The sequence below is a fragment of the Sinorhizobium sp. 6-70 genome (assembly GCF_030124375.1).
Taxonomy (GTDB): Bacteria; Pseudomonadota; Alphaproteobacteria; order Rhizobiales; family Rhizobiaceae; genus Sinorhizobium.
On the sequence record NZ_JASKLS010000003.1, the window covers coordinates 376,688 to 397,860 of the forward strand.

Here is a 21,173-nt window from a genome sequence, read left to right on the forward strand (position 1 = left end):
TTATCGAGCGTTCAGGCCTTTCTTGCCTGATCGGCGGTCAGCGCCTGCTCGCGCGTGCCGGAGACGATGATCTCCAGCACTTCGTGCTCGTCGGTGTTCTTGATGTAGCGGTCGCCGACATATTCGCCGCGCTTCAGCACCATGACGCGATCACCGACGGCGAAGATATCGACGAGGCGGTGCGAGATGATGATCTGGGCGACGCCTTGCCGCTTGAGTTCCAGCATGGTTTCGAGGAGCCGCTCGGTCGCCATCACCGAGAGGTTTGCTGTCGGTTCGTCGAGTATTACCACGCGCGGCTCGAACGAGATTGCACGGGCGATCGCCACCGATTGCTGGCGGCCACCCGACAGGCTCTCGACTTTCTGGTAGACCGAGTTCACATCCACCTTGAGGCGCTTCAACACGCTATCGGCTTCCGCATACATGCGCCGCCGGTCGACGAAGAAGCCGCGGCGCGGCCAGCGGCCGAGAAAGATGTTCTGGCCGACGTCCATGTTTCCGCAAAGGGCGAAGTCCTGATAGATCATCTCGATGCCCGCCGCGCGGCTTTCATGCGGGCTCTTGAAGTATACCGGCTGTCCGGCAACGAAGATCTCGCCGGCGTCGCGCTGGTAGGCGCCGGTCATGATCTTCATCAGCGTCGACTTGCCGGCCGAGTTGTCGCCGACGAGGCCGAGGATTTCGCCAGGGTAGAGCACGAGGTCGACGCTGCGGAGCGCCTGCACCGCCCCGAAGGCCTTTTCGATGCCGCGCATCTCTACGATCGGGGCACTTGCGGGGCTATCTGGCATGGCTTGTCTCCGGGGCTCGCTGGCGGACTCTACGCTCGCGCAACCGGCCAAACAGATTGGCCTGGCGAACCCAGATGTCGACCAGCACCGCGACGATGAGGATGCCGCCGATGAAGACGTTGATCCAGTGCTGCGGCATGCTGAAGCCCTGCACATTCAGCTGCAACAGCGCCCGAACGAGCGTAATGACGCCAGCGCCGGCAAGCGCTCCGATCATCGTGCCGTAGCCGCCGAAGATTGAACCGCCACCGATGATGACCGCGGCGATCGCGTCGAGCTCGCGGAACTGGCCGGCCACCGGGTTGAAGCTGCGGAAATAGGCGACGTTGATGATCCCGGCCATGGTCGCGCAGAGAGCCGCCAATAGCAGCGAGAGGAAGCGCACGCGGTTGGTGTTGATGCCGGCATAGGCCGCGGCGCGGACGTTGCCACCGGTGGCGTAGACCTTCTGGCCGAACGGCGTATAGGCAAGGACGATACCGGCGACGAGCGCAACGAGGAGCATCCAGATCGTCTGCACGCTCACGACCTGGGCGACGGCGCGCGAGAGTCCGTCCGGCAACACGATATCCATGTGGAGGAGGATGTCGTTCACCTTGCGGCCGATGAGGTTGTAGCCTTCGGGCCAGCCGGTCAGTTGCTGGCCGGCGACGAACCAGGCGGCCAGGCCGCGGGCGATGTAGAACATGCCGAGCGTGGCAATGAAGGCCGGCAGCTTGAAGCCGACGGTGACGACGGCATTGACGAGGCCGGCAGCCATCCCCGCCATGAGCCCCATCGTAACAGCCGTGAAGGGATCGGCGCCCAGCACCTTCAGAAAATAGGCCGCCGTGCTGCCGGCGAGCGCGAGCACGGCGCCGACGGAAAGATCGATATCGCCGGCGGCGATGACATAGACGAGCCCGACCGTGATCAGTGCCAGCTCGGTATAGTTGAGCAGGATCGCGAAGGTGTTGGAGAGGTTCCACCAGTAGTCGGGGCGCAGGGCAAGGCCCGTCAGCCACAGGAGTACGGCGAGGGTGATGGCGAGCGCATCGCGGCGGGAGAAGAACCGGCCGAACGCCGTCGCCGACACGTCGATGTCCGTCGCCATCGCGCCCTTGGTCTGGACGCCCTCCAATGCCACGCCGCCAATCTCGTAGGCCGGCGGCGGTGGCTGGCCGCGCAGCCACGCCCAGAAGCGGGCCGCCAGCTGACGACGAATGAGATGCGGCTCGATCAGCACGGCGATGACGAGGAGGAGGCCGAGGAACACAAGGACGGCGCCCGCCGGCAAGGTGTATCGGGCGTTGACGGCGATGCTCTCGCCGTCGATCACGACGGTGCGCGTGATCGACCAGCCCTCGCGCAGCACCTTGTCGATCAGGACGACAACGGCGGTGCCGAGGCAGGAGCCGATCACACGGCCGCGGCCGCCAAGGATCGACGCCCCACCGATAATGACGGAGGCGATGACAGTAAGCTCCCAGGTAACGCCGTAGAGGGGAGTCACGCCCTTGTCCTGGGCGGCCGACAGGAGTGCCGCAAGGGTCGCCGAGAGCGATGAGATCAGATAGGCGCGGATCCGCACCCAGTTCGTCGGGATGCCGGCATAGATCGCCGCCTGCTCATTGCCTCCCGTGGCGAAGGTCTCGTAGCCCCAGCGGGTCTTGGCGAGCACGAAGGCCCCGATAGTGGCGACGACAGCGAAGATGACGATCTGGTTGTTGAAGCCGAGGGCATTGCTCTCACCAAGGTGGAAGAAGAGCTGGTAATCCTTTGCTTTTCCTGAATAATAGATCGCCTGGCCGTGCGTAAGCGCGAGCACGAAGCCGCGGCCGATGAAAAGCATCGTCAATGTGGCGATGAATGCCGGCACCTTCAGGAGTGTGACGAGTGTGCCGTTGACGAGACCGATCAGGGTGCCGAGGAGCACGCAGAGGATGACCGAGGTCGCGATATCGAGATCAAGGAAGCTCGGCGCGAACAGCCGGGCAAAAATCACGGCAATCAGCCCGTATGTCGAGCCGACAGAAAGGTCGAGATCCTTGTTGGCGATGACGAAGGTCATGCCGACGGCAATGATCCCGACGCGGGACGTGTCACGCAAAAGCGCGTGAAGGGCCCCTGTCGAACCGAAGAAGGCCGGATTGACAAGCGCCCCAGCGAAATAGAGCAGAGCGAGGAAGATCAGGAGGCCGGCCTCCCAACCGCCGACAAGCTGCGGTGGAGCACGGCCGAGCGATGTCGTCGTCGTGAGCGCCATAGAGTTCCTACCGTTCGGTCCTTGCCAACGGAGGCGGGAGAGGCACGCCCTCCCGCCTATGCTTGAATGCACCTACAGCCCGCGCGCCTAATCAGACGCGAGAAAAGATTGCTGTAGCACTTTGAAACGCCGCATGTTTTTACCCTTAGATCCGACTCGATTTGAGGACATGCAGTACGAACTCAGTTCTCGAAGCGCTTGCCGACCTTGGCGACCGTATCCTTCGTCACGAGCTGCGCGCGCGTGTCGAGATTGGCGGCCGAGATGCCACGGTCGATCTGCAGGTAGAGCTGCATCACCGGCCAGAAGCCCTGCAGGAACGGTTGCTGCCCGAGCGAGCCGGTCAGGTTGCCGGCAGCGATGCCTTCCTGCTGGGCCGGCCCGAGGTCGAAACCATAGGCGCAGAACTTGTTCGTCCACCCCTTCTGTTCAACGGCCTTGACCAGCGGCGGCGTGAAGACGTTGTTGGCGGTAAAGGCGCCGACCACGTCCCCGCGCGACTCGAACAGCGACACGAGCGCGTTGACCGGATCGTTCGGGTTCGTGTCGATGCCGACGTTTTCCGGACCCGCATCGACCTTGAAGGCATCAAGCTTGCCGGCATCCTTCAGCGTCTTGACGATTGCGTTGAAGGCGGCGGTAACGCGGTTGTTGACCTCGATGTTGCCCATCGCCGTCGACGACGGCAGCAGGATCGAGCCCGAAGTGGCCCCGCTTGCGAGAACGCATTTGGCGAGCGCCTCACCGCCGATCGCCGCAGCCGAAGCGTCCTGGCCGGTATGGCTGATGCTGCTGCGGTTAAGGATCGCCCCGTCGAAGGAATTGGTCGTGGCGACCGGAATGCCGGAGGCCTCGGCGGCTTTGACGATGTCGTTGTATGCCCCGGACTGCGGCGTCGTCATGATGATCCCGTCGATCGTCGGATCCTGCACGATCTGGTTCAGGATCTCGATCTCGCGGGCGGGATCGTCCACCGGCGATTCCGAGCCGAGCAGCAGGATGTTGGCGCCGATCATGTTGCCGGCGACCTTGGCCCCCACATAGACCGGATCGAAGAAGCCGTTGCCGGCCGTGTGGGTCACGATAGCAAAAGTGAGATGGCCATCGGCCGAATGGAAGTTCTTCGTTTCGGGTGCTTCCTTGGCGGCTTCATCGAAGTTGTAGCCGCCGACTGCCTTTTCGACACTGCCGGATTGGGCAAAGCTGTTCTGCGCGCAAAGAGATAACGCCGCGACCGATGCCGCGTACAATAAAACTCGCCTCATGTTGGTCCTCCCTTATGGTCAAGGGTCGGAAGCCGTTCGGGCGGATGTAACGAGAGGGTCCGAAAAGCTTCCTCCCATTTGCCAAGGTGCTAATATTCTGCGCATTCTGGTAGAAGTAAATGGGGCCTCACCGTATTGGTGAACTTGTTGCACTTCGAAGCACCCTAAAAGGCTTAGGACCGTAATGTGCGCGGCCGACGCCGAGGGAGCAATCGCTCCTTGACCAGCGTCGGCCGCGTCCCCCGAAGTCAGTGCGCCGACAACCCGAAGAGCGCCTCAGCATTGCGGAAGCAGATCTTTTCGAGATCCTCTTTGGGCAGGTCGAGGCTGTTCAGGATCGCCAGCGTATCGCGGATATAGCCAGGCCCTCTTTCCGGATCGAAAGGAGAGTCGGACGCAAAGAGGATGCGGTCGCTGCCGTAGAATTCGAGGCCGCAGAGTGTCGCGGCGCGCGAGCCGAAAACGGCGGTATCGGCGTAGAAATCCTTGAAATAGTCCAGCGGGCGCTTCTTCAGCCGCTTGAGCACCAGCGACAGATCCTCGTCGGAGGTCCGCTTGCCGAGTTGATCCCAACCGGGGCCGACACGCCCTTCGAAATAGGGGACCATCGCCCCCATGTGATGGGCGAGCACCTTGAGCGTCGGAAGCCGGTCCATGAAGCCGGAAAAGACGAGGCGGGCCATGGCAGCACTGGTCTCATATGGCCAGCCGAAGGTCCACCAGATCTCGTATTTCGATTTGTCCTCCGTCGCGTAGTCCGGCATGGACGAGTTCCGTGACGGGTGCAGCAGCACCGGCTTACCGTGGCGTGCAGCGGCTTCGAAGATCGGGAAGAAGCGCTCCTCGTCGAGCGGCGCACCGTTGACGTTGGTGTGGATCTGCAGGCCGTTTGCGCCGAGTTCGGTGAAGGCGCGCTCGGCTTCCCTGACCGCCGCTTCGGGAGCGTTCATCGGCAGTGCGGCGACGAAGCCGGCGAACCGCTGCGGGTGTTTCTCGACGAGCTCCGCCAGGCCATCGTTGCCGAGCTTGGCAAACTCCGTCGACAGTTCCGGACCGCCCATGGCCTCGAGCGGCGGCATCCCGAGTGAGAGGATCTGCGAATAGTCCCTGAACTCGTCCATGACGCGGAAGCGAGCTTCCAGGTCGTAGATGCAGGGAATGCCCTGCATTCTGCGGCCGATATCCTTGCCGGCCCCGTCGAGCTCTTGGATCCGTTGCCACAGCGCCTTCGGGAAAAAGTGATTGAACGCATCGATATAGTGCATCGTCTTCCTCTTGGTGCGATTTGGTTGTTGTGCCGATGGTCAGCCGCGCGTCAGGCGCCGGACGAGATAGGCGAAAGTGGCCTTGAACATTTCTTCGCGGAACATGTGCCGGCGCTTCGCCTTGATATCCTCCGGCTTGCCGAGTGCCTTGGCCCCGCCTGCGGCCTCGACCCAAAGCTGCATCATGCAGGCGGTTTCGAGCGAAAGTGCCAGATAGATCGCCTGCTCGATGCTGGCGGCGGCGGTGACAATGCCGTGGTTCTGCAGCAGCATGGCGCCATGACCGCCGAGCGTTGCGGCGACCGCGCGGCCGCGTTCGGTCGTGGTGATCAGTTCGGTCGTCTCGGAAAAGACCGGCAGTCCTTCGGAGAAGATCGATCCGGCGTGACCGATGGCCTGCAACGGCTTGCCGAGGGCCGAGAAACTGACTGCGTAGGGCGCATGCGTGTGCACGACGGCATTGACGTCGGGTCGCGCCTTCAGCACCTCGGAATGGATGTAGACCTCGTTGTGGCGGCCGAGATCGCCGGCGATCTTCTCGCCGTCGAGACCGACGGTGATGAGATTGTCGAGCGTGATTTCCTCAAGGCCGATCTTTGAGGCCTTCATGTAGAAGCGATCCGGCGCATCCGGCACGCGCACGGATATATGGCCGCGCGTCCAGTCGCCCTGTCCGGCCTGTTCGAGAATCTTGCCGGCCTCGACCATTCTCTGTTTCACGTCCTCATGCATTGTCTTTAGCTCCGATGGCTCATTGCACAGGAAAGGATTGCCGCTCGGGAGGGCTGCTGCGCCCGAGTCTTGCAGGTCGCAGGCGCTACACACGGTGCTTGTCCCCCCGCTTGCGGCCCTGCGACACGTCGAGGAAAATTTCGGAGAGCGGGACCTTGCGATCGATCAGGCCCTGTTCGTGCGCATAGCCGACGACGGTTTCGAGTGTCTTGCGGTTCTGGCCGTCGAGGCCGTAGGCCCACGGGTCGTCGCCGAGAATTTCCTGCTGCTCCTCCCAGGCTTCGCGGTACCAGGCGAGCGGCACGATGCGCGGGTTTTCCATGCGCCGCATGGCGATGCGCTTCGCCTCGTTGAACGCCTGAAAGAGATTGATCGCCACCCAGGGATGACGCTCGACAATCTCCAGACGGATGCCGAGAACGTGCATGATGGGGAAAATGCCGGTTCGCTTGTAATAGGCGACCTCCTCTTGCTTGTAGTCGGGAAAGAGCCGACCGACGCGGGGATCGCGCCTGACGATGGGCTCGATCAGGTCGGGATGAAGGAGCGCGTCGATCTCGCCATCGAGCAGCATCTGCTCGACCGACTTGTCGTCGGGAAGCCGATGAAGCCGGAGCCCTTCCGGCGGCGTGAAATCGACATCCTCGTCCAGCTCGGCATACCAGTCGATCGACTTGTGCGGGACGCCGTACTCGCTTTCGAGCAGCCCGCGCAGCCAGAGCGTCGCGGTGACGAGATAGCTCTTCACGCCGACCTTGCGACCGATCAGATCTTTCGGTTCGCGGATTCCGCTTTGGGTGTTGGTGAAGATGAAGCCGTGGCGAAAGCGGCGGTGCAGAAAGACCGGGATGGCGGCGAAGGGCAGTCCGCGCGTCTTCGCGGCCATGTAGGAAGACAGGGAGACTTCGGCGACATCGAACTCGCTGTTTCTCAGGAAGCGCCAGTGACGCGTGGTCGAATCCATCTCGGTCAGGATCGTCAGTTCGATCCCGTCCGGTCGCACGTCTCCCTCCTTCAGCGCCCGGACGATCTCGTAATCGCCGCAGGCGAGCGTCAGCTCAATCTTTTTCGTCACCCGTTCCTCCCACCTCATGCGAGCCGCCCTGCGGCATCTGCGAACGCACCATGCGCCAAACGCGATTGGTATGTCTAGTAAAAATCTCACAATTTCTCGGAATATGAGATTTCATGATTTTCCGTTTGACGAATGAAATGATCTGACAGTACAAGTTCGGCATCCCTATTGAACAGCGCTTCAGCGATGTGGCTGTGAGCGAGGCAAGTTCGCTAGGTCCGGTTGGGTCGTCAACAGATTGTGATGGAATCTTAGCATGCGCGAAATGGATGTCCTTATTGTCGGTGCCGGACCTGTCGGGCTGACGCTGGCGATCGATCTCGGCCAAAGGGGTGTGCGCTGCACGCTGATCGAGAAGAAAGCGGCGCCGGAGTTCCTGCCGAAGATGGAGCGCTGCAATGCGCGAACAATGGAGATATTCCGGCGGATGGGACTTTCCGAGCGGATCAGGGCGGCCGGCCTGGGCGCGTCGATCCCGATGGACGTCTATGTCGTGCTTGCGATGAACGAGCCGCCGCTGTTGCGGCTGCCTTACCCGTCGGTCGCCGAATCGTTGGCGGAGATCGCGCAGAGCACCGACGCTTCGCAGCCGCTCGAAGCCTATCAACTCATCTCGCAGTATACGTTGGAACCGCTGCTGAAATCGGTCGCCGAAAACCTGCCCAGCGTCACGGTGCGCTATGGGTGCGAGTTTCTGTCGCTCGAACAGGACGAAGGTGGCGTGACGGTACGGACCGCTGATGCGAAGGGGACGACCGAGCTTTTCCGCGCCAAGTACCTTGTCGGTTGCGACGGTGGCGCGAGCCCGGTGCGCAAGCAACTCGGCATCAAACTGCGCGGCGAGGGCAACCTCCTGCACCTGCGTCAGGCGCTCTATTACAGCGAGACGCTGTATGACCGCATTCCGATCGGGGACGGTCCCGGGCGTGGGCGACACTATCATGTCGCCGACGGACAGGCGACATTCCTCATCATGCAGGACTCGACCAAACACTGGACGCTTCACGCTGTGGTCGAAAGTGACGAGGACATGGCGCAACAGTTCGAGAGGGCCGTCGGAGCGCCGGTCGACTATACGATGCTCTATGTCGGGCAGTGGAAGCAGAACCTGCTTCTGGCGGATCACTATGGCGCCGGACGGGTCTTCCTCGCGGGCGATGCGGCGCATCTCGTGATCCCGACGGGTGGACTTGGCATGAATACCGGCGTCGGCGACGCCGTCGATCTCGGCTGGAAGCTTGCGGCGGTGCTTGAGGGCTGGGGCGGACCCAACCTCCTGCGCTCCTACGAGATCGAGCGGCGACAGGTGGGCGACCGGAACGTCGGTGCGTCGCGCTATGCCTCGCTCGGGCGACGCAAGTGGCGCTCGCAATACCGGCCAGACATCCGCGACGCGACGCCGGCAGGGCAGGCGACACGCGACAATCTTGCGCGTGTCGCAGACGTCGAGCAGCGCAAGACCAACGAAATGATCGGCGCCGAGCTCGGTTATCGCTATGTCGGCTCTCCGGTGATCACCGACGAACCCGGTGGGCCGGAGCATCTTTTCCGGGAATACCACCCGACGACCTGGCCGGGTGCCCGGCTGCCGCATCTCTGGCTGGACAATGGACAGCCGGTGCAAGACCGCATCGGCCAAGGCTATACGTTGCTGCGGCTCGGTGGCACCGGCGCCGACGACGGCGCTCTCGGTAAGGCTTTTCGCGCCCTTGGCGTCCCCTTCGCGGCGGTCGATATTGCCGAGCAGAGGGCGCGCGACATCTACGGCTACAATCTCATCCTCATGCGCCCCGATATGCATGTCGTCTGGCGGGGCAACCAGGCTCCGGACGATGCGGCCTCGCTCGCTGCCATGGTGACAGGCCACTGAACGAGAAATGCCGCGAAGCCTCCGAGGCTTCGCGGCAGGTACGAAAAGCGGTCGATTGTTGCTGTCAATCGCGATCGAAAGCTTCATGGCCGAGACCGAGGCTCGGGAAGACCAGCGATTTGATCACCACCGGCACCGCGCCGGACGTCTCGAGCATGGAGCCGATGTCGATGAAATCGAACTCGTCGAGCTTGATGCCATCGATGGAGACGAGTTTCGCGATGCCGGCTTCCTGTTTGCAGTGCATTCCGATGAGGCCGCCGATATCACCGTCGCCGACAAGGATCAGTGGATGACCGTTGTGAAGGATTGGAGCGAGCCCATCGACAATACCGCGACAGAAAGCGTCGAGGCGTCGATAGCTTGCCGAGCCGTCCCATTCGTAGCAGACGGCGACCGCACTCTCGCCATTGCTGAGATCGAGCCGTGCCAGGCTTTCCCGCACCGCTTGCGCGATGGTGGCCGCATCGATCTCCTCATCGAAGGCGAGCGCTGGCTTGATGACCGGCACGTTGCGCACCGGCAGCATGTCGAGCGGATCGACGAAGATCGTGCTGCCGCTCACTTGCACCGTGTATTGCGAGGCGCCGACGACAGTCGCGCGGATGCCCTGCTGCGGGCGCTCCAGACGCGGTGACCAGTTCGCCAGGCGCTGTCGAAGTTCGACGGCGAGAAGGGGACCGAGATCGCTGAAATCCTGTTCTGCATCCGCGTAGAGGAATTCCGAAACGCCGCCTGAGATCGTCACGACGTCGGGCGCTGGACCGGCCGGCAAAGGGGGCAAGCGATGGAGATCGGCAGTTTCCCGCCGCATCTCCCCGCCCTGCATGGCCTCGAACAGCACCTCGACCATCGAGGCGGCGATGCGGCGGGCATCGTCGGCCGTCAACAACGCGCCGAGTTCGATCGCGACACCTGCGCGACGCGCAAAGTAATAGCCTGCCTCTTCGATCCGGGTAATGCGACGGTTAGCGTCGAAGGCGATGACGCGTGCGCCGATATCGATGGCGCTGATATGCCGGATCGCGCCTTCTTCGCAAAGGGCGAGTTTGGACGTGCCGCCGCCGATATCGACGTTCATTACCCGCCCGCCTTTGCCCGAACGCGCGACCGCGCCCGAGCCGAAAGCGGCAAGTGTCGTTTCGAGTCCGTCTCCGGCGCTGACGACGACGAACTTTCCGGTCTGGGCGGAAAAAATCTCGCCGATCGCCCGCGCGTTGCGGCGGCGGACAGCGACGCCGGTTAGGATAAGCGCGCCGGTGTCGATCGCCTCCGGCTTGAGACCGGCAGCCTCGTATTGCTCGGCAATGAAGGCGCCGAGCGCCTCGGCATCGATCTCGTTGTCGCCTGCATAAGGCGTCAGCAGGACCTCGGACTGATGCAGCAGCGTGCGCTCCACGACCATGTAGCGCGTATCGAGCCGCTCGAGCACGATACGCGAAAAGGCAAGGTGAGATGTCGACGAACCGATGTCGATACCGACGCTGGTCAGCCGGATCTCGTCCTCTAGTTCCATGCTGCGGCCGACATTCGAAAAGAATATCCGGCCGCCCTGTTGTTCTTCCTCTGACATCGCTCCGCCAATCAGACGACCGTCGACATCTTCTTGGTCGTATCGGCCGGCTTCTCGTACCATTCCGGCTTCATCCGGATCTCCACGCCGTTCCGCTTGAGATGCGCCTCGTATTCGTTGCGGATGAAGGGATCTTCCATCCAGTAGGGGATGGCGGTGCCGCCTTCATTGACGTCGATTGCAGTGTAGTCGGTGTGTTTTTCGCCGGGTGCACCGGGGTCGCGGCCCGGATTATGCGGGCCGAACCAGGCCATCAGGCGGAAGGGCTCCTTGGAGACGCTGAAGTGCTGGTGGTACCAGCGGGCGCCGCCGGGTGCCGCCGTCACCATGCCGAACGGGCCGTAGTCGAGGCGACGTACCTTGTCCGCGTGGCCGTCCTTCCACGGGTTGACGCCATATTGCTCCGGCCAGGTGTAGGTATAGCCTTCGCCCTTCAAGCAGATCAGGATCGCGGCCGAGGTGTGGGCGTGCGCTTTGGAATAGCGTCCGTTCTCGTGTTGACCGATCCAGTAATAGAAGGTGTTGTTGGTCATGAAGGGCTCGACGCGGCGGTAACCGGGGGAGCGCCGGTTGTCGAGCGGCAGTTCGCAGTTAACAGCGTCCGGCAGGAAGTTCGTCCGCCGCATGGCGAGACCGCGCACCGGATCGGGCTCGATCTCTTCGCGATATTTGTAGAAGTCGTCGGCGCCCGAAAAGCGGTCGCGGAAGACGTAAGGGTTGTTGAAGACGGCGTCAGCGTTCTGGAGCTGGTTGAGCACGTTCGGCGCCGTCGTGCCGCCGAGCAGCAGCGCCGGGCTGTTGGTGGCGTTGACGATGCGGTGCCAGGCATTCATCGGGATGGAGAACATGGAGCCCTCCTGCCACTCGAAGACATGCTTTCGACCCTCGCCTTCGAGCCAGACCTCGGTGGAGCCGCGTCCCTCGACCACGATGTAGATTTCCTCGTACATGTGCTTTTCGGGGTTGAGCGCGCCAGCGGCGGGAACCTCGACGAGGTGGCAGCCCCACTTGGTTTCGGTGCCGTAGAGCTGGATGTAGGTGCCGTTGCCGCCCGTCCGCTTCCACGGCTTCAACGGCAGGTTCTTCACGCTCGAAACGCCGAGATCGCGAAAGACCGGAATGCCTTCTTCTTCCATGAACTGGTCATAGGGCGTCGGCTGCTTCTTGAACTCGCCGAAGCCAGCCTTCTTGGTGCCGGCGGGCTCGTGCCAATGTGTACCGGTGCCGCCGCCAAGTGGGTCCTGATGCATTCCTGTCTCCTCTCGCTTGGTCTCAGTCGGGCAGGGCGAGCCGCGCTCGCGCCGCGGGAGCGTGTCCGCTCTCCGTTGCCCGTTTCAGCCAAACGCTAACAGACGCAGGGAATGACGGTAGTGCGTTTTCGGAAAGGCCTCCTTTCCGATCCGATCGCAACTCGGCGAACGATCTGCAGGCCCCCAACGGCGCGAAGAGCCTCGTTGCTCAGCTGCGCGCGACAGTCTTGGTGATGATGCCGGCGCAGAACACGACACGCTCGGCGACATCCTCGATCATTTTCGAGTTGGTGCGGGAATCCCGGAGCGTCAGGCTGAGGCTGCCGAGAATTTCCGAGCGGCTGTCGAAGACGGGCGCCGCCACGCCGGTTACCCCAGGGGTCACGTCTCCTGTGGTGCTCACCCAGCCCCGTTGCCGGTGCTCCCTTAGCGTCGCCTTGACTTCCTTCAGTGTCGCGCCGAGGCCGGCAGCGCCGAACTGTTCGGGTACCAGGCCATAGAACTTGCGCAGTTGGTGGTCGGGCAGGTAGGCGAGGATTCCGAGCGATGCGGCGCCATGAAGGAGCGAGCGCCTGCGCCCGCGCTCATAGTTGCTGTGGATCGCATCCGTGCCGCTTTCCTGATGGACGCAAAGGACATCGAACCGATATCGCCGGCAGAGGAGGGCGATGCCGCGGAACTGGCTGGCGAGCTCTTCCATCACCGGTCGCGCCGCCCGGATCAGCACGTCGCCCGTCCGGATCTTGTAATCCAGTTCGACGATCCGAGGGCCGAGCATGTAGCCGACCGAAGGCAGCGAGGTGAGAAGGCCCGCATCCGTCAGTGTCTTCAGGTAGCGATAGAGTGTCGAACGGGTGTAGCCCAGCCGTTCATGCATCTCGTCGAACGTCACCGCGACCGCGTCCTCGCCGCTGTCGAAGAGATCGAGGATGCCGAGCATCTTTTCGTGACTGTTCACGCGACGACTCCCCGTCGTTCAGTTGTATGTAAAGCGACAAAGAGGGGAGATCGCGAAGACAGGCCGGTTGATGGCGACATCGATACGTGTACTCGAAGCTTAAGGGCGCGGGTGGCTCGTTCTGCGCAACGGAGCGGAGTTTGCCGGTCCGTCAATGTGGGATTCGCGCATATCTTGTGCCAGCCCATCGCTTCCATCAAGCAGCAAATTTCAGAGGCCGGTCTCCCGGCCTCGTTGACGTTCGTCAGCGGCGGTTGTTTCAGGTGGCCGCGTTCCAGGTTTCGGGGAAGATGCCATCCCGGATGGCGCCGCGCGCATAATAATTCCAGAGCTTGCGGATGTGATGCCCGCGCCTGAAACCGTGGGAGAACGACTCGATTTCCGCTTCCGTCAGTGGCTTCACCTGGCCGATTGCGGCGGCGCGATAGGCGGCCTCGGCGTTTTCGACGAGATGAACCGAATCGATGAAGACGCCGCGAACCGTTTCGGCGGTGACGATCTGCCCGTGCGCGCGGATCTGCATGGCGTGATGCGGTCCGAGCGTCGCGACAATACCCCGTCCCCTCTCGGCGTCGTCCACATGGGCCGGATCGGCATGAACCGGTATGCCGCTCTTCCAGCGGATCGCGTGGTTCTTGAAGGGCAGCAGCGGCACGTCCTCGACAAGCGTGAAGACGTTGGTCACATCGTGATGGAAGTGAGCGATCGAGTTGACGTCCGTCCTTGCGCGATAAATCTCACAATGAAGGAATACCTCGGACGGAGGCTTGACGCCTGACGGGCCGGATACGACCTTGCCGTCGAGGTCGCAGACCAGGAGATCGTCGGGAGACACCTCCGCGCGGCTCTTCTCCTGCGGCTGGATCAGAAAGGTCACGCCTCCCGGCAATCGGGCACTGACATGGCCACTATACGCCAGTATTTTCAGGCTGTTGAGCAGCCGCGTGCTCATCGCCACGTCGAGGCGCGAGGACGCCTCGGATGGCACGTCCGCTGCCTCCACAGCCGCCGCGCTGTCGCTTTTTCCATGAACCTGCATGCGTTCCTCCGTGAGAATGAATAAATCTCACATTATACGACTTTTTCGTTTCCGCAAGCGCCGGGTCGCCCGGCCGCGCCTGAGACTCGTCAAACCTCGATCGTCACGTGCTCGTCCTCGATCACCACCTTGTAGGTCTTGATCGGGATCATGCAGGGGGGCGTGACCACTTCGCCCGTGCGTATGTCGAACGCACCATTGTGGAAGTCGCACTCGATGGTGTGGCCGTCGAGATAGCCCTCGGAAAGCGATCCTGGGCCGTGCGTGCACAGGTCGTCGGTAACGTAGAACACGCCGTTGACGTTGAAGACGGCGAGGGTGAGGTCGCCCTCCTCTACCCGTATCGCACTGTCCCAGTCGACGTCACTTGTGGAACACAGCCTTATTCTGGTGCTTGCCTCGGCCATTCCTGGCTCCTCCTTCGTTGCGTTGCAGGCCCGCTTGACGGGACGGTCATCAGATTGTACGTTGCTTAAAAAGAAACAGCGTTCCGTATAAAGGAACACAGAGAAAATACCTGATCGGTCGAGAACGTCAACCCGGAATTCGGAAAAGCCGCGCAGCGGTCGGAAAAAGGGCGTGGCGATGCAAATCGGCGCACTGCGCAAGCGGTCCGCAACATGGAGGAAGTGAAATGCTCAGGAAGGAACAGAACGATCTTCTAACGCAGACAGGCCCGGGCACGCCGATGGGCGACATGTTTCGCTGTTATTGGATCCCGGCGCTGCTTGCGGAGGAACTGCCGGACAACGATTGCGCCCCGGTCCGTGTGAAGCTCCTGAGCGAGCGCCTGCTCGCCTTCCGCGACAGCGAAGGCCGCTACGGCCTGATCGACGAATTCTGCGCCCACCGCGGTGTCTCGCTGTGGTTCGGCCGCAACGAACAGGGCGGTCTGCGCTGCCCCTATCACGGCTGGAAATACGATCACACCGGCCAGTGCACCGAGGTGCCGTCCGAGCCGAAGGAAAGCGGCTACTGCGGCAAGATCAAGCTGAAGTCCTATCCGCTGATCAAGATCGGCGACATCCTCTGGACCTATATGGGGCCGGCGGAAAAGCAGCCGCCGCATCCCGAATGGGAATTCGCGCTCGTTCCCTCGGAACAGACCTTCACGTCGAAGCGCTGGCAGGAGTGCAACTGGTTGCAGGCCATGGAAGGCGGCATCGATTCCAGCCACGTGTCCTGGCTCCACAGCGGCAATCTCAACAGCGACCCGCTCTTCAAGGGCGCGCGCGGCAACAAATACAACATGTCCGATGCAAGACCGTTCTTCGAGGTAACCGACAACGTGGGCGGCCTTTTCATCGGCGCACGACGCAACGCCGAGGAAGGCCATTACTATTGGCGGGTCACGCCCTGGGTCATGCCGTCCTTCACCATGGTCCCGCCGCGTGGCGACCATCCGGTTCACGGCCACTTCTGGATCCCGATCGACGACGAAAACTGCTGGGCCTGGAGCTTCGACTACCACCCGGTTCGTGCGCTGACGACGGAGGAACGCCAGGCGATGATTGCCGGCAAGGGCATCCATGTCGCCTATGTACCGGGAACCTACCGGCCGCTCGCCAACAAGGACAATGACTACCTCATGGACCGCGAGGCCCAGCGCAAGGGCATCACCTATTCAGGCGTCGAAGGCATCGCCATGCAGGACGCCTCACTGCAGGAAAGCATGGGTCCGATCGTCGATCGCAGCAAGGAAAACCTGGTGTCGACCGACAACGGCATCATCATGGCGCGTCACCGCCTGTTAAAGGCCGCCCGCGCGCTGCGTGACAAGGGCGTCGTTCCTCCTGGCGTCGATCCGGCACATCACCGCGTCCGTTCCGCGGCGATCGTGCTGCCGGTCGACAAGTCTTATGTCGATGTCGCCGAAGAGGCATTGACCGTGATCGAAGGCAAGGCGCCAACCAGCGTCTGACGCTGCAGTCACCACGGTGGCCCCGGCACTGTGCGTCGGGGACCACCTTGGCAGCCGCTTAATGAGGAGAAATGTCATGCAGCTCGGACTGAGCGAAAGTGCGCGCTTCGCCAGCGCGGAGGAAGCACGTTTCCGTGTCGAATACCCGAATTCCAGCCCGCGTAGGTCGCGTGTCATCGCCTTGGATGAGCCGAGCCTGGGGCTACTGCGCACGCTTGCCGACATGCCCTGGAGCGGTGCGCATTTTCTGCGCTACGTGAGCGCAAGGGGAGCCACCGATTCACTGCACATGCTGCCGGTCGACGCGGTTTTGGAGGACCTGGAAGGCAAGACGGTCAGCCTCGCCGACGAGATCGCCGACGCAGACATCATCGTCATGATAACGACAGCCGGCACTGCCGCGGATGCTGCCGAAGTGATCGGCAATGCCTGTTTCGTCTGCAACAAGCTGACAACCGGCCTGGTGCGCAACGCCGAAGGTGTCTCTGCGGAAGATCTTGCGCGTACGCTGACGACCATGCGGCCCTTCGCGGCGATGCTCGTCATCTCCAACGGCGACGAATATGTCGGCGAAATGCTGAGCGCGCTCAGGGTTTGAGGCAGGCAGGGTGGTGATGTGAGACCATGGCAACTGTGTTATGGACGAGCCGTAACTCTCGCGATGAAACGGACAATCACGCCATGAACGCACCCACCAAACCACCCGCGCGCGGAGGAAAAGGCCCCGCCGGCAAGCGCAACCGCCTCTCTTCGGTCACGACGGCGATCCGTCTCCTGAAGGCTTTTTCCGAGGACGAGGCCGAGATCGGCGTCAGTGCGCTGGCGCAAAGGCTGAAGGTTGCGAAGAGCACGGTCCACCGTCTGGCGGTGACGCTCGTGACCGAAGGGCTGCTCGAGCAGAACCCGCAGACCGAGCGCTATCGCCTCGGGGTCGGCCTCTTTGCCCTCGGTACGCTTGTGCGCCGGCGCATGGATCTTTCCAACGAGGCGAGACCCTATCTGTTCGACCTCCGCAAGCTGACGGGCGAAACGATCATTCTGGGCGTCCCTTCCGATGGAGAGGTGATGCACGTCTACGATCTGGAAAGTCCGCAGGCTCTCGCGATGAAATCCGACCTCGGTGCGCGCAAGCCCGCCCATTGCAGTGCCGTTGGACGCGCGATCTTCGCCTTTGCCCCTGAACAGGCGATCGAGCGGTTGCTGGCCGGGCCGCTGCAGCGGCGAACGGCAAAGACCGTCACCGATCCGGCGCGCCTGAGAGAGATGCTGGCCGAGACCCGGCAACGGGGCTTCGCCATCGAAGACGAGGAGAGCGAACCCGGAATCCGGGGCATCGCTGCCCCGGTACGCGATTCGACCGGTGCCGTCGTTGGCGCCGTCGGCATCGCAGGCCCATTGCAGCGGCTGTCGCTGGAGGCGCTTGAGGGCTATTCGCCCGCGCTTCTTGAAGCGGTCGCGGCCATTTCATCCCGCCTCGGTTACACGGCGGCCTTTCGAGAGAGATACGACTTAGGGAGTTGAACATGCCGGCAATTGCACTCAAGGGAAGCGACGTCCAATGGACTTGCGGAGATGACGACACCATCATGCGCTCGGCGTTGCGCACGGGCCTCGGCTTTCCCTATGAATGCAATGTCGGCTCCTGCGGCAACTGCCGTTTCGATCTCCTGGAGGGAGAGATCGAGGAATTGCGCCCCGATGCGCCCGGTCTCAGCGATCGTGATCGCGAGCGCGGACGGCGCCTCGGCTGCCAGTCTCGTCCGCTGACGGATTGCCTCGTAAAGCTCCGGCTGATGCCGCAATATGAAAGCCGCTTCCCGCCCGTGCGGCAGCAGGCGGAACTGATCGAAGTGCGCGACATCACGCATGATATCCGCGAGTTTCGTTTCCGGCTGGACAAGCCGGTCCGCTTTCTCGCGGGTCAGTATGCCTTGCTGGACCTTCCGGGTGTTGTGGGCAACCGGGCCTATTCCATGGCTAATGTGGAAAACGACGCGGGTGAATGGCACTTCCAGATCCGTCGCGTACCGAACGGGGCGGCGACAGGAAAACTGTTCGATGGGCTGTCGGTCGGTGATCGTATCGGCGTCGACGGCCCCTACGGCATGGCTTATCTCAGAGCCGAGTCGGATCGCGATATCATCTGTCTTGCCGGTGGTTCCGGCCTTTCGCCGATGATATCGGTCACGCGCGCCGCCGCGGCGACGCCGCTCTTGGCCAAACGCCGGATCGACTTCGTTTACGGCGGGCGGACGGCACGCGATATCTGCGGCGAGGACATGCTGGCCGAACTTCCCGGGTTCGGCTCCAACATCCACTACCATCCGGTCGTCTCCTCCGCGGACGGCGACGGCTGGGGCGGCCATTCCGGCTTCGTGCACGAGCTGGCGGGAAAGCTCTTCTCCGATCGCCTTCCTGAATGCGAGGTCTATTTTGCCGGTCCTCCGATGATGGGACAGGCGATCCAGAAGATGCTGATTGACCTCGGCGTTCCGCCGGCCCAGGTTCACTTCGACCAATTCTACTGACCGGTGAAAGGCGCGCATCAGAAATGCTTGGACATGCGATGAAGCTCCGCCAGCTTGCCTACTTCGTCAAAGTCGTCGAAGTGGGCAACATTACGCGGGCGGCCGAGCAGCTCAACCTCGCCCAGACCGCGCTTGGCATCCAGATCCGCAATCTCGAGGACGCTCTGCAGATCCAGTTGCTGGACCGCCATTCGCGCGGCGTGAGCGCGACGCCAGCAGGGATGCTGCTATATGAACGCTCCATTGAAATTCTGCAGCGGCTCGAGGAAACGCGCCGGGACCTGATCGCGCTCGGCGGAGAGCGGGTGCGCATCCGGTTTGGCGCAACGCCGAGCATTCTCAAGCTGATCGGGACGGAACTGCTCGTTGCCGCCAACGCGCAGTTGCCGGGAATCGCGCTTCATGTCGTAGAGGAATTGAGCTTCGTGCTGGCCGATGCCCTTGAGCGCGGCGAACTCGACTATGTGCTCGCCTACGACATAGAGGAAAACCCTGGTATCCGGCGCGTTGCTCTGATGGAGGAGGACCTTCTCCATGTGTCGGCGGCGAACGGGGCGGAGCAGGGCGGCGATATTTCCTTCCGGCAAGCGGTCGCCGGCGATCTCGCTCTGGTTTCGAACCGTGACATCATCTGGCGGCGGGTGCACGAGACAGCCTCGCGCCTCTCCGTCGACGTCAAGATTACCTATCAGGTTCAATCGAACGAGGCGATCAAGGCGCTGGTGCTGCATGGGGTCGCGCAAAGCATCATGCCCTACGGGATCGTCGCGGAAGAGATCAAGACGGGTCAGATCATCGGGCGGCGCGTGGACCGGCCCGGCGTCAAGCGGACGCTGTTTCTCGCTCATCCGGCCCATAGGGGGGTCGGGGATGAAAAGCCGTTCCTTACGTTCATCGACAAGATGGTCGACCGGCTGATGGCCGAAGTTGGGCCTTACGCGCACCCGATCGATCGCCTGGTTCCCATGGAGCAAGCGGATTCTCTTTGAGCAAGCCAATAGGTTTTATCTTGGACATTTGGGATCTCGCATTCGATGATCGCAGCAGATTGGAGATGTGAAACGGCGGGAAACGGCGGAGGAGCCGTCCAGGATTTTCGCTTGTAAGTCGCGGACTTGCGCTCGACTAGCCCAGGCTTTCCTGACCCCCCGGTAGTGCTAGGGAGACTATTCTGACTTCGTCGCTTCGTTTGTCGTTCGGTTGTTGGAACTACGACCGGACACGCCCCCTCATGGACAGAACGGTCGCGCCCGACGGGATCGATCTCGTTTATCTCAACATGCCGGTGGAAGAGACTTTCTTTCGCATGCTGCGCCATCGGGAATTCGACATCGCCGAGATGTCGCTTTCCTCCTACGTCATGTCCTGCTTCTCCGAGACGCGTCCTTTCGTGGCGATTCCGGTCTTTCCGTCCCGGTACTTCAGGCATTCGTCGATCTATGTGAACGCCGCGTCGGGCATTCGAGAGCCGAAGGATCTTATCGGCAAACGCGTCGGGACGCCCGAGTATCAGATGACCGCGCCGGTCTGGATACGCGGCATCCTTTCCGACGAATATGGCGTGAAGGTCGACGACGTCACCTATTACGCCGGCGGCGAAGAGCAGCCGAACCGGCCGGAAAAGCTGCCGCTCGACCTTCCGGGCCACATCCGTGTCAACCGCATCGGTCCGACGCAAACACTCTCGGCGATGCTGCGCGACGGAGAGATCGACGCGCTCTACACGGCGAGAAAGCCCTCGTCCTATGAGGGACCGACAGGTCGTGTCCGTCGTCTCTTCGAGAACTTCGTCGAGATCGAGCGTGCTTATTTCAAGCGGACCAGCATCTTTCCGATCATGCACACGATCGTCATCCGGCGGGAGGTGTACGAGGCACACCGCTGGATCGCGCAATCGCTCTACAAGGCCTTTGCCGAGGCGCAGTCGCGCGTCTACCGCGAACTCGAAGAGACCGCCGCGCTGAAGGTCATGCTGCCGTGGCTGAATGCGCACGTCGAGGAAGCGCGTCGGCTCATGGGTGACGACTACTGGAGCTACGGCTTCAAAGAGAATCGGGAGACGCTCGAAACGTTCCTCCGCTACTCCTACGAGCAGGGGCTATCGAAGCGGAAGCTTTGCGCGGAGGAGATTTTCGCGCCGGAGACGATGGAGAGCTTCGTCATCTAGGACCCGAGACGACGTCGGTTGGTGAAACAGGCCGAACACAGATTTGTTGAACCCGTTTAAGGTGTTAGCGGGGGGACCTGGAGGAGCTTGCCCTGCCATGCGGTTGCTGCATGGCAGGGCTGTTCGCGTTGATCTTCTTGTTGTTGCAAAGCAGCATTATATCTACTCCGTATGCAACGGAGAGATGATTGAAATGACAACGCTCGCAGCACGTCGTCCCGCAAACGCACAGTGGGTTCGCAGCATGTTCGGCGGGTTCATGGAGGGCATGAGCCTGGTCAGTGCCGCGCATGAATGCGCGATGGCGACCAGAGAGCGCCGCCAACCGTCCGTCGGCGCCCTGCAGACGCTCGGGATCGACGAGGCCGCCTTCGGCCGCACGCTCAAGCGCCGCTAAGGGCGTCCCGGTTTACGAACCAGCGCTTGCCTTGCGATGAACGACTGCAGCGGGGAAGTGATTCCGGCGAACAGGTCACGTGGCGCCGCACATA

Annotated in this window: 19 protein-coding genes; 8 read left to right on the forward strand and 11 right to left on the reverse strand. The window is 62.2% G+C overall.

Features of this window, described 5'->3' with window-relative positions; genetic code table 11:
- Positions 1-11: 11 nt before the first annotated feature.
- The 6 genes from QN222_RS08905 to QN222_RS08930 all read right to left on the reverse strand — a co-directional run bounded on the left by QN222_RS08905 (position 12) and on the right by QN222_RS08930 (position 7,376).
- Complete coding sequence (locus QN222_RS08905; RefSeq protein WP_180942487.1) at positions 12-794, reverse strand: ATP-binding cassette domain-containing protein; 783 nt, start codon at positions 792-794, stop codon at positions 12-14.
- Positions 784-3,039, reverse strand: coding sequence for an ABC transporter permease (locus QN222_RS08910; protein WP_283961469.1), 2,256 nt, complete (start codon positions 3,037-3,039; stop codon positions 784-786). Before QN222_RS08910 ends, QN222_RS08905 begins: the two co-directional genes overlap by 11 nt.
- Positions 3,040-3,221: 182 nt before the next feature.
- Positions 3,222-4,304, reverse strand: a complete 1,083-nt coding sequence (locus QN222_RS08915) for a substrate-binding domain-containing protein (protein WP_283961468.1) — start codon at positions 4,302-4,304, stop codon at positions 3,222-3,224.
- 248 nt (positions 4,305-4,552) lie between these two features.
- Positions 4,553-5,569: an amidohydrolase family protein gene (locus QN222_RS08920; RefSeq protein ID WP_283961467.1), complete on the reverse strand. Its 1,017-nt coding sequence runs from the start codon at positions 5,567-5,569 to the stop codon at positions 4,553-4,555.
- Between the two features lie 39 nt (positions 5,570-5,608).
- Complete coding sequence (locus tag QN222_RS08925; protein WP_283961466.1) at positions 5,609-6,301, reverse strand: class II aldolase/adducin family protein; 693 nt, start codon at positions 6,299-6,301, stop codon at positions 5,609-5,611.
- A gap of 85 nt (positions 6,302-6,386) precedes the next feature.
- Positions 6,387-7,376: an ABC transporter substrate-binding protein gene (locus tag QN222_RS08930; RefSeq protein ID WP_283961465.1), complete on the reverse strand. Its 990-nt coding sequence runs from the start codon at positions 7,374-7,376 to the stop codon at positions 6,387-6,389.
- Positions 7,377-7,632: 256 nt separating this feature from the next.
- On the opposite strand from QN222_RS08930, the gene QN222_RS08935 reads away from it, so the two are divergent.
- Positions 7,633-9,246 (forward strand): FAD-dependent monooxygenase, encoded by a 1,614-nt coding sequence (locus QN222_RS08935; protein WP_283961464.1) that lies wholly within the window; start codon positions 7,633-7,635, stop codon positions 9,244-9,246.
- Positions 9,247-9,310: 64 nt separating this feature from the next.
- Here the strand turns inward: QN222_RS08935 and QN222_RS08940 are convergent, their stop codons facing one another.
- From QN222_RS08940 to QN222_RS08960, 5 genes are all read right to left on the reverse strand, one after another.
- Positions 9,311-10,882, reverse strand: coding sequence for an ethanolamine ammonia-lyase reactivating factor EutA (locus QN222_RS08940; RefSeq protein WP_284005371.1), 1,572 nt, complete (start codon positions 10,880-10,882; stop codon positions 9,311-9,313).
- The gene (locus tag QN222_RS08945) at positions 10,831-12,069 is read right to left on the reverse strand and encodes a cupin domain-containing protein (protein WP_283961462.1); all 1,239 of its coding nucleotides are present in this window, start codon (positions 12,067-12,069) and stop codon (positions 10,831-10,833) included. Before QN222_RS08945 ends, QN222_RS08940 begins: the two co-directional genes overlap by 52 nt.
- A gap of 208 nt (positions 12,070-12,277) precedes the next feature.
- The gene (locus QN222_RS08950; protein ID WP_283961461.1) at positions 12,278-13,027 is read right to left on the reverse strand and encodes an IclR family transcriptional regulator; all 750 of its coding nucleotides are present in this window, start codon (positions 13,025-13,027) and stop codon (positions 12,278-12,280) included.
- Between the two features lie 259 nt (positions 13,028-13,286).
- Positions 13,287-14,066, reverse strand: coding sequence for a class II aldolase/adducin family protein (locus tag QN222_RS08955; RefSeq protein WP_283961460.1), 780 nt, complete (start codon positions 14,064-14,066; stop codon positions 13,287-13,289).
- Positions 14,067-14,155: 89 nt separating this feature from the next.
- On the reverse strand, positions 14,156-14,473 hold the full coding sequence (locus QN222_RS08960) for a non-heme iron oxygenase ferredoxin subunit (protein WP_283961459.1): 318 nt from the start codon (positions 14,471-14,473) through the stop codon (positions 14,156-14,158).
- A 227-nt stretch (positions 14,474-14,700) separates the two neighbouring features.
- Here QN222_RS08960 and QN222_RS08965 point away from each other — a divergent pair, with 227 nt between their 5' ends.
- From QN222_RS08965 to QN222_RS08995, 7 genes are all read left to right on the forward strand, one after another.
- Positions 14,701-15,987: a Rieske 2Fe-2S domain-containing protein gene (locus tag QN222_RS08965; protein ID WP_283961458.1), complete on the forward strand. Its 1,287-nt coding sequence runs from the start codon at positions 14,701-14,703 to the stop codon at positions 15,985-15,987.
- A gap of 76 nt (positions 15,988-16,063) precedes the next feature.
- Entirely contained in the window at positions 16,064-16,585 is a 522-nt protein-coding gene (locus QN222_RS08970) for a hypothetical protein (protein WP_283961457.1), read from the forward strand.
- 83 nt (positions 16,586-16,668) lie between these two features.
- Positions 16,669-17,508, forward strand: a complete 840-nt coding sequence (locus QN222_RS08975; protein ID WP_245181493.1) for an IclR family transcriptional regulator — start codon at positions 16,669-16,671, stop codon at positions 17,506-17,508.
- Between the two features lie 2 nt (positions 17,509-17,510).
- The gene (locus QN222_RS08980; RefSeq protein ID WP_283961456.1) at positions 17,511-18,515 is read left to right on the forward strand and encodes an FAD-binding oxidoreductase; all 1,005 of its coding nucleotides are present in this window, start codon (positions 17,511-17,513) and stop codon (positions 18,513-18,515) included.
- A gap of 38 nt (positions 18,516-18,553) precedes the next feature.
- Complete coding sequence (locus tag QN222_RS08985) at positions 18,554-19,504, forward strand: LysR family transcriptional regulator (RefSeq protein ID WP_283961455.1); 951 nt, start codon at positions 18,554-18,556, stop codon at positions 19,502-19,504.
- A gap of 242 nt (positions 19,505-19,746) precedes the next feature.
- Positions 19,747-20,682: an ABC transporter substrate-binding protein gene (locus tag QN222_RS08990; RefSeq protein ID WP_180942472.1), complete on the forward strand. Its 936-nt coding sequence runs from the start codon at positions 19,747-19,749 to the stop codon at positions 20,680-20,682.
- A gap of 193 nt (positions 20,683-20,875) precedes the next feature.
- Positions 20,876-21,079 (forward strand): hypothetical protein, encoded by a 204-nt coding sequence (locus QN222_RS08995; RefSeq protein ID WP_283961454.1) that lies wholly within the window; start codon positions 20,876-20,878, stop codon positions 21,077-21,079.
- Positions 21,080-21,173: the final 94 nt, after the last annotated feature.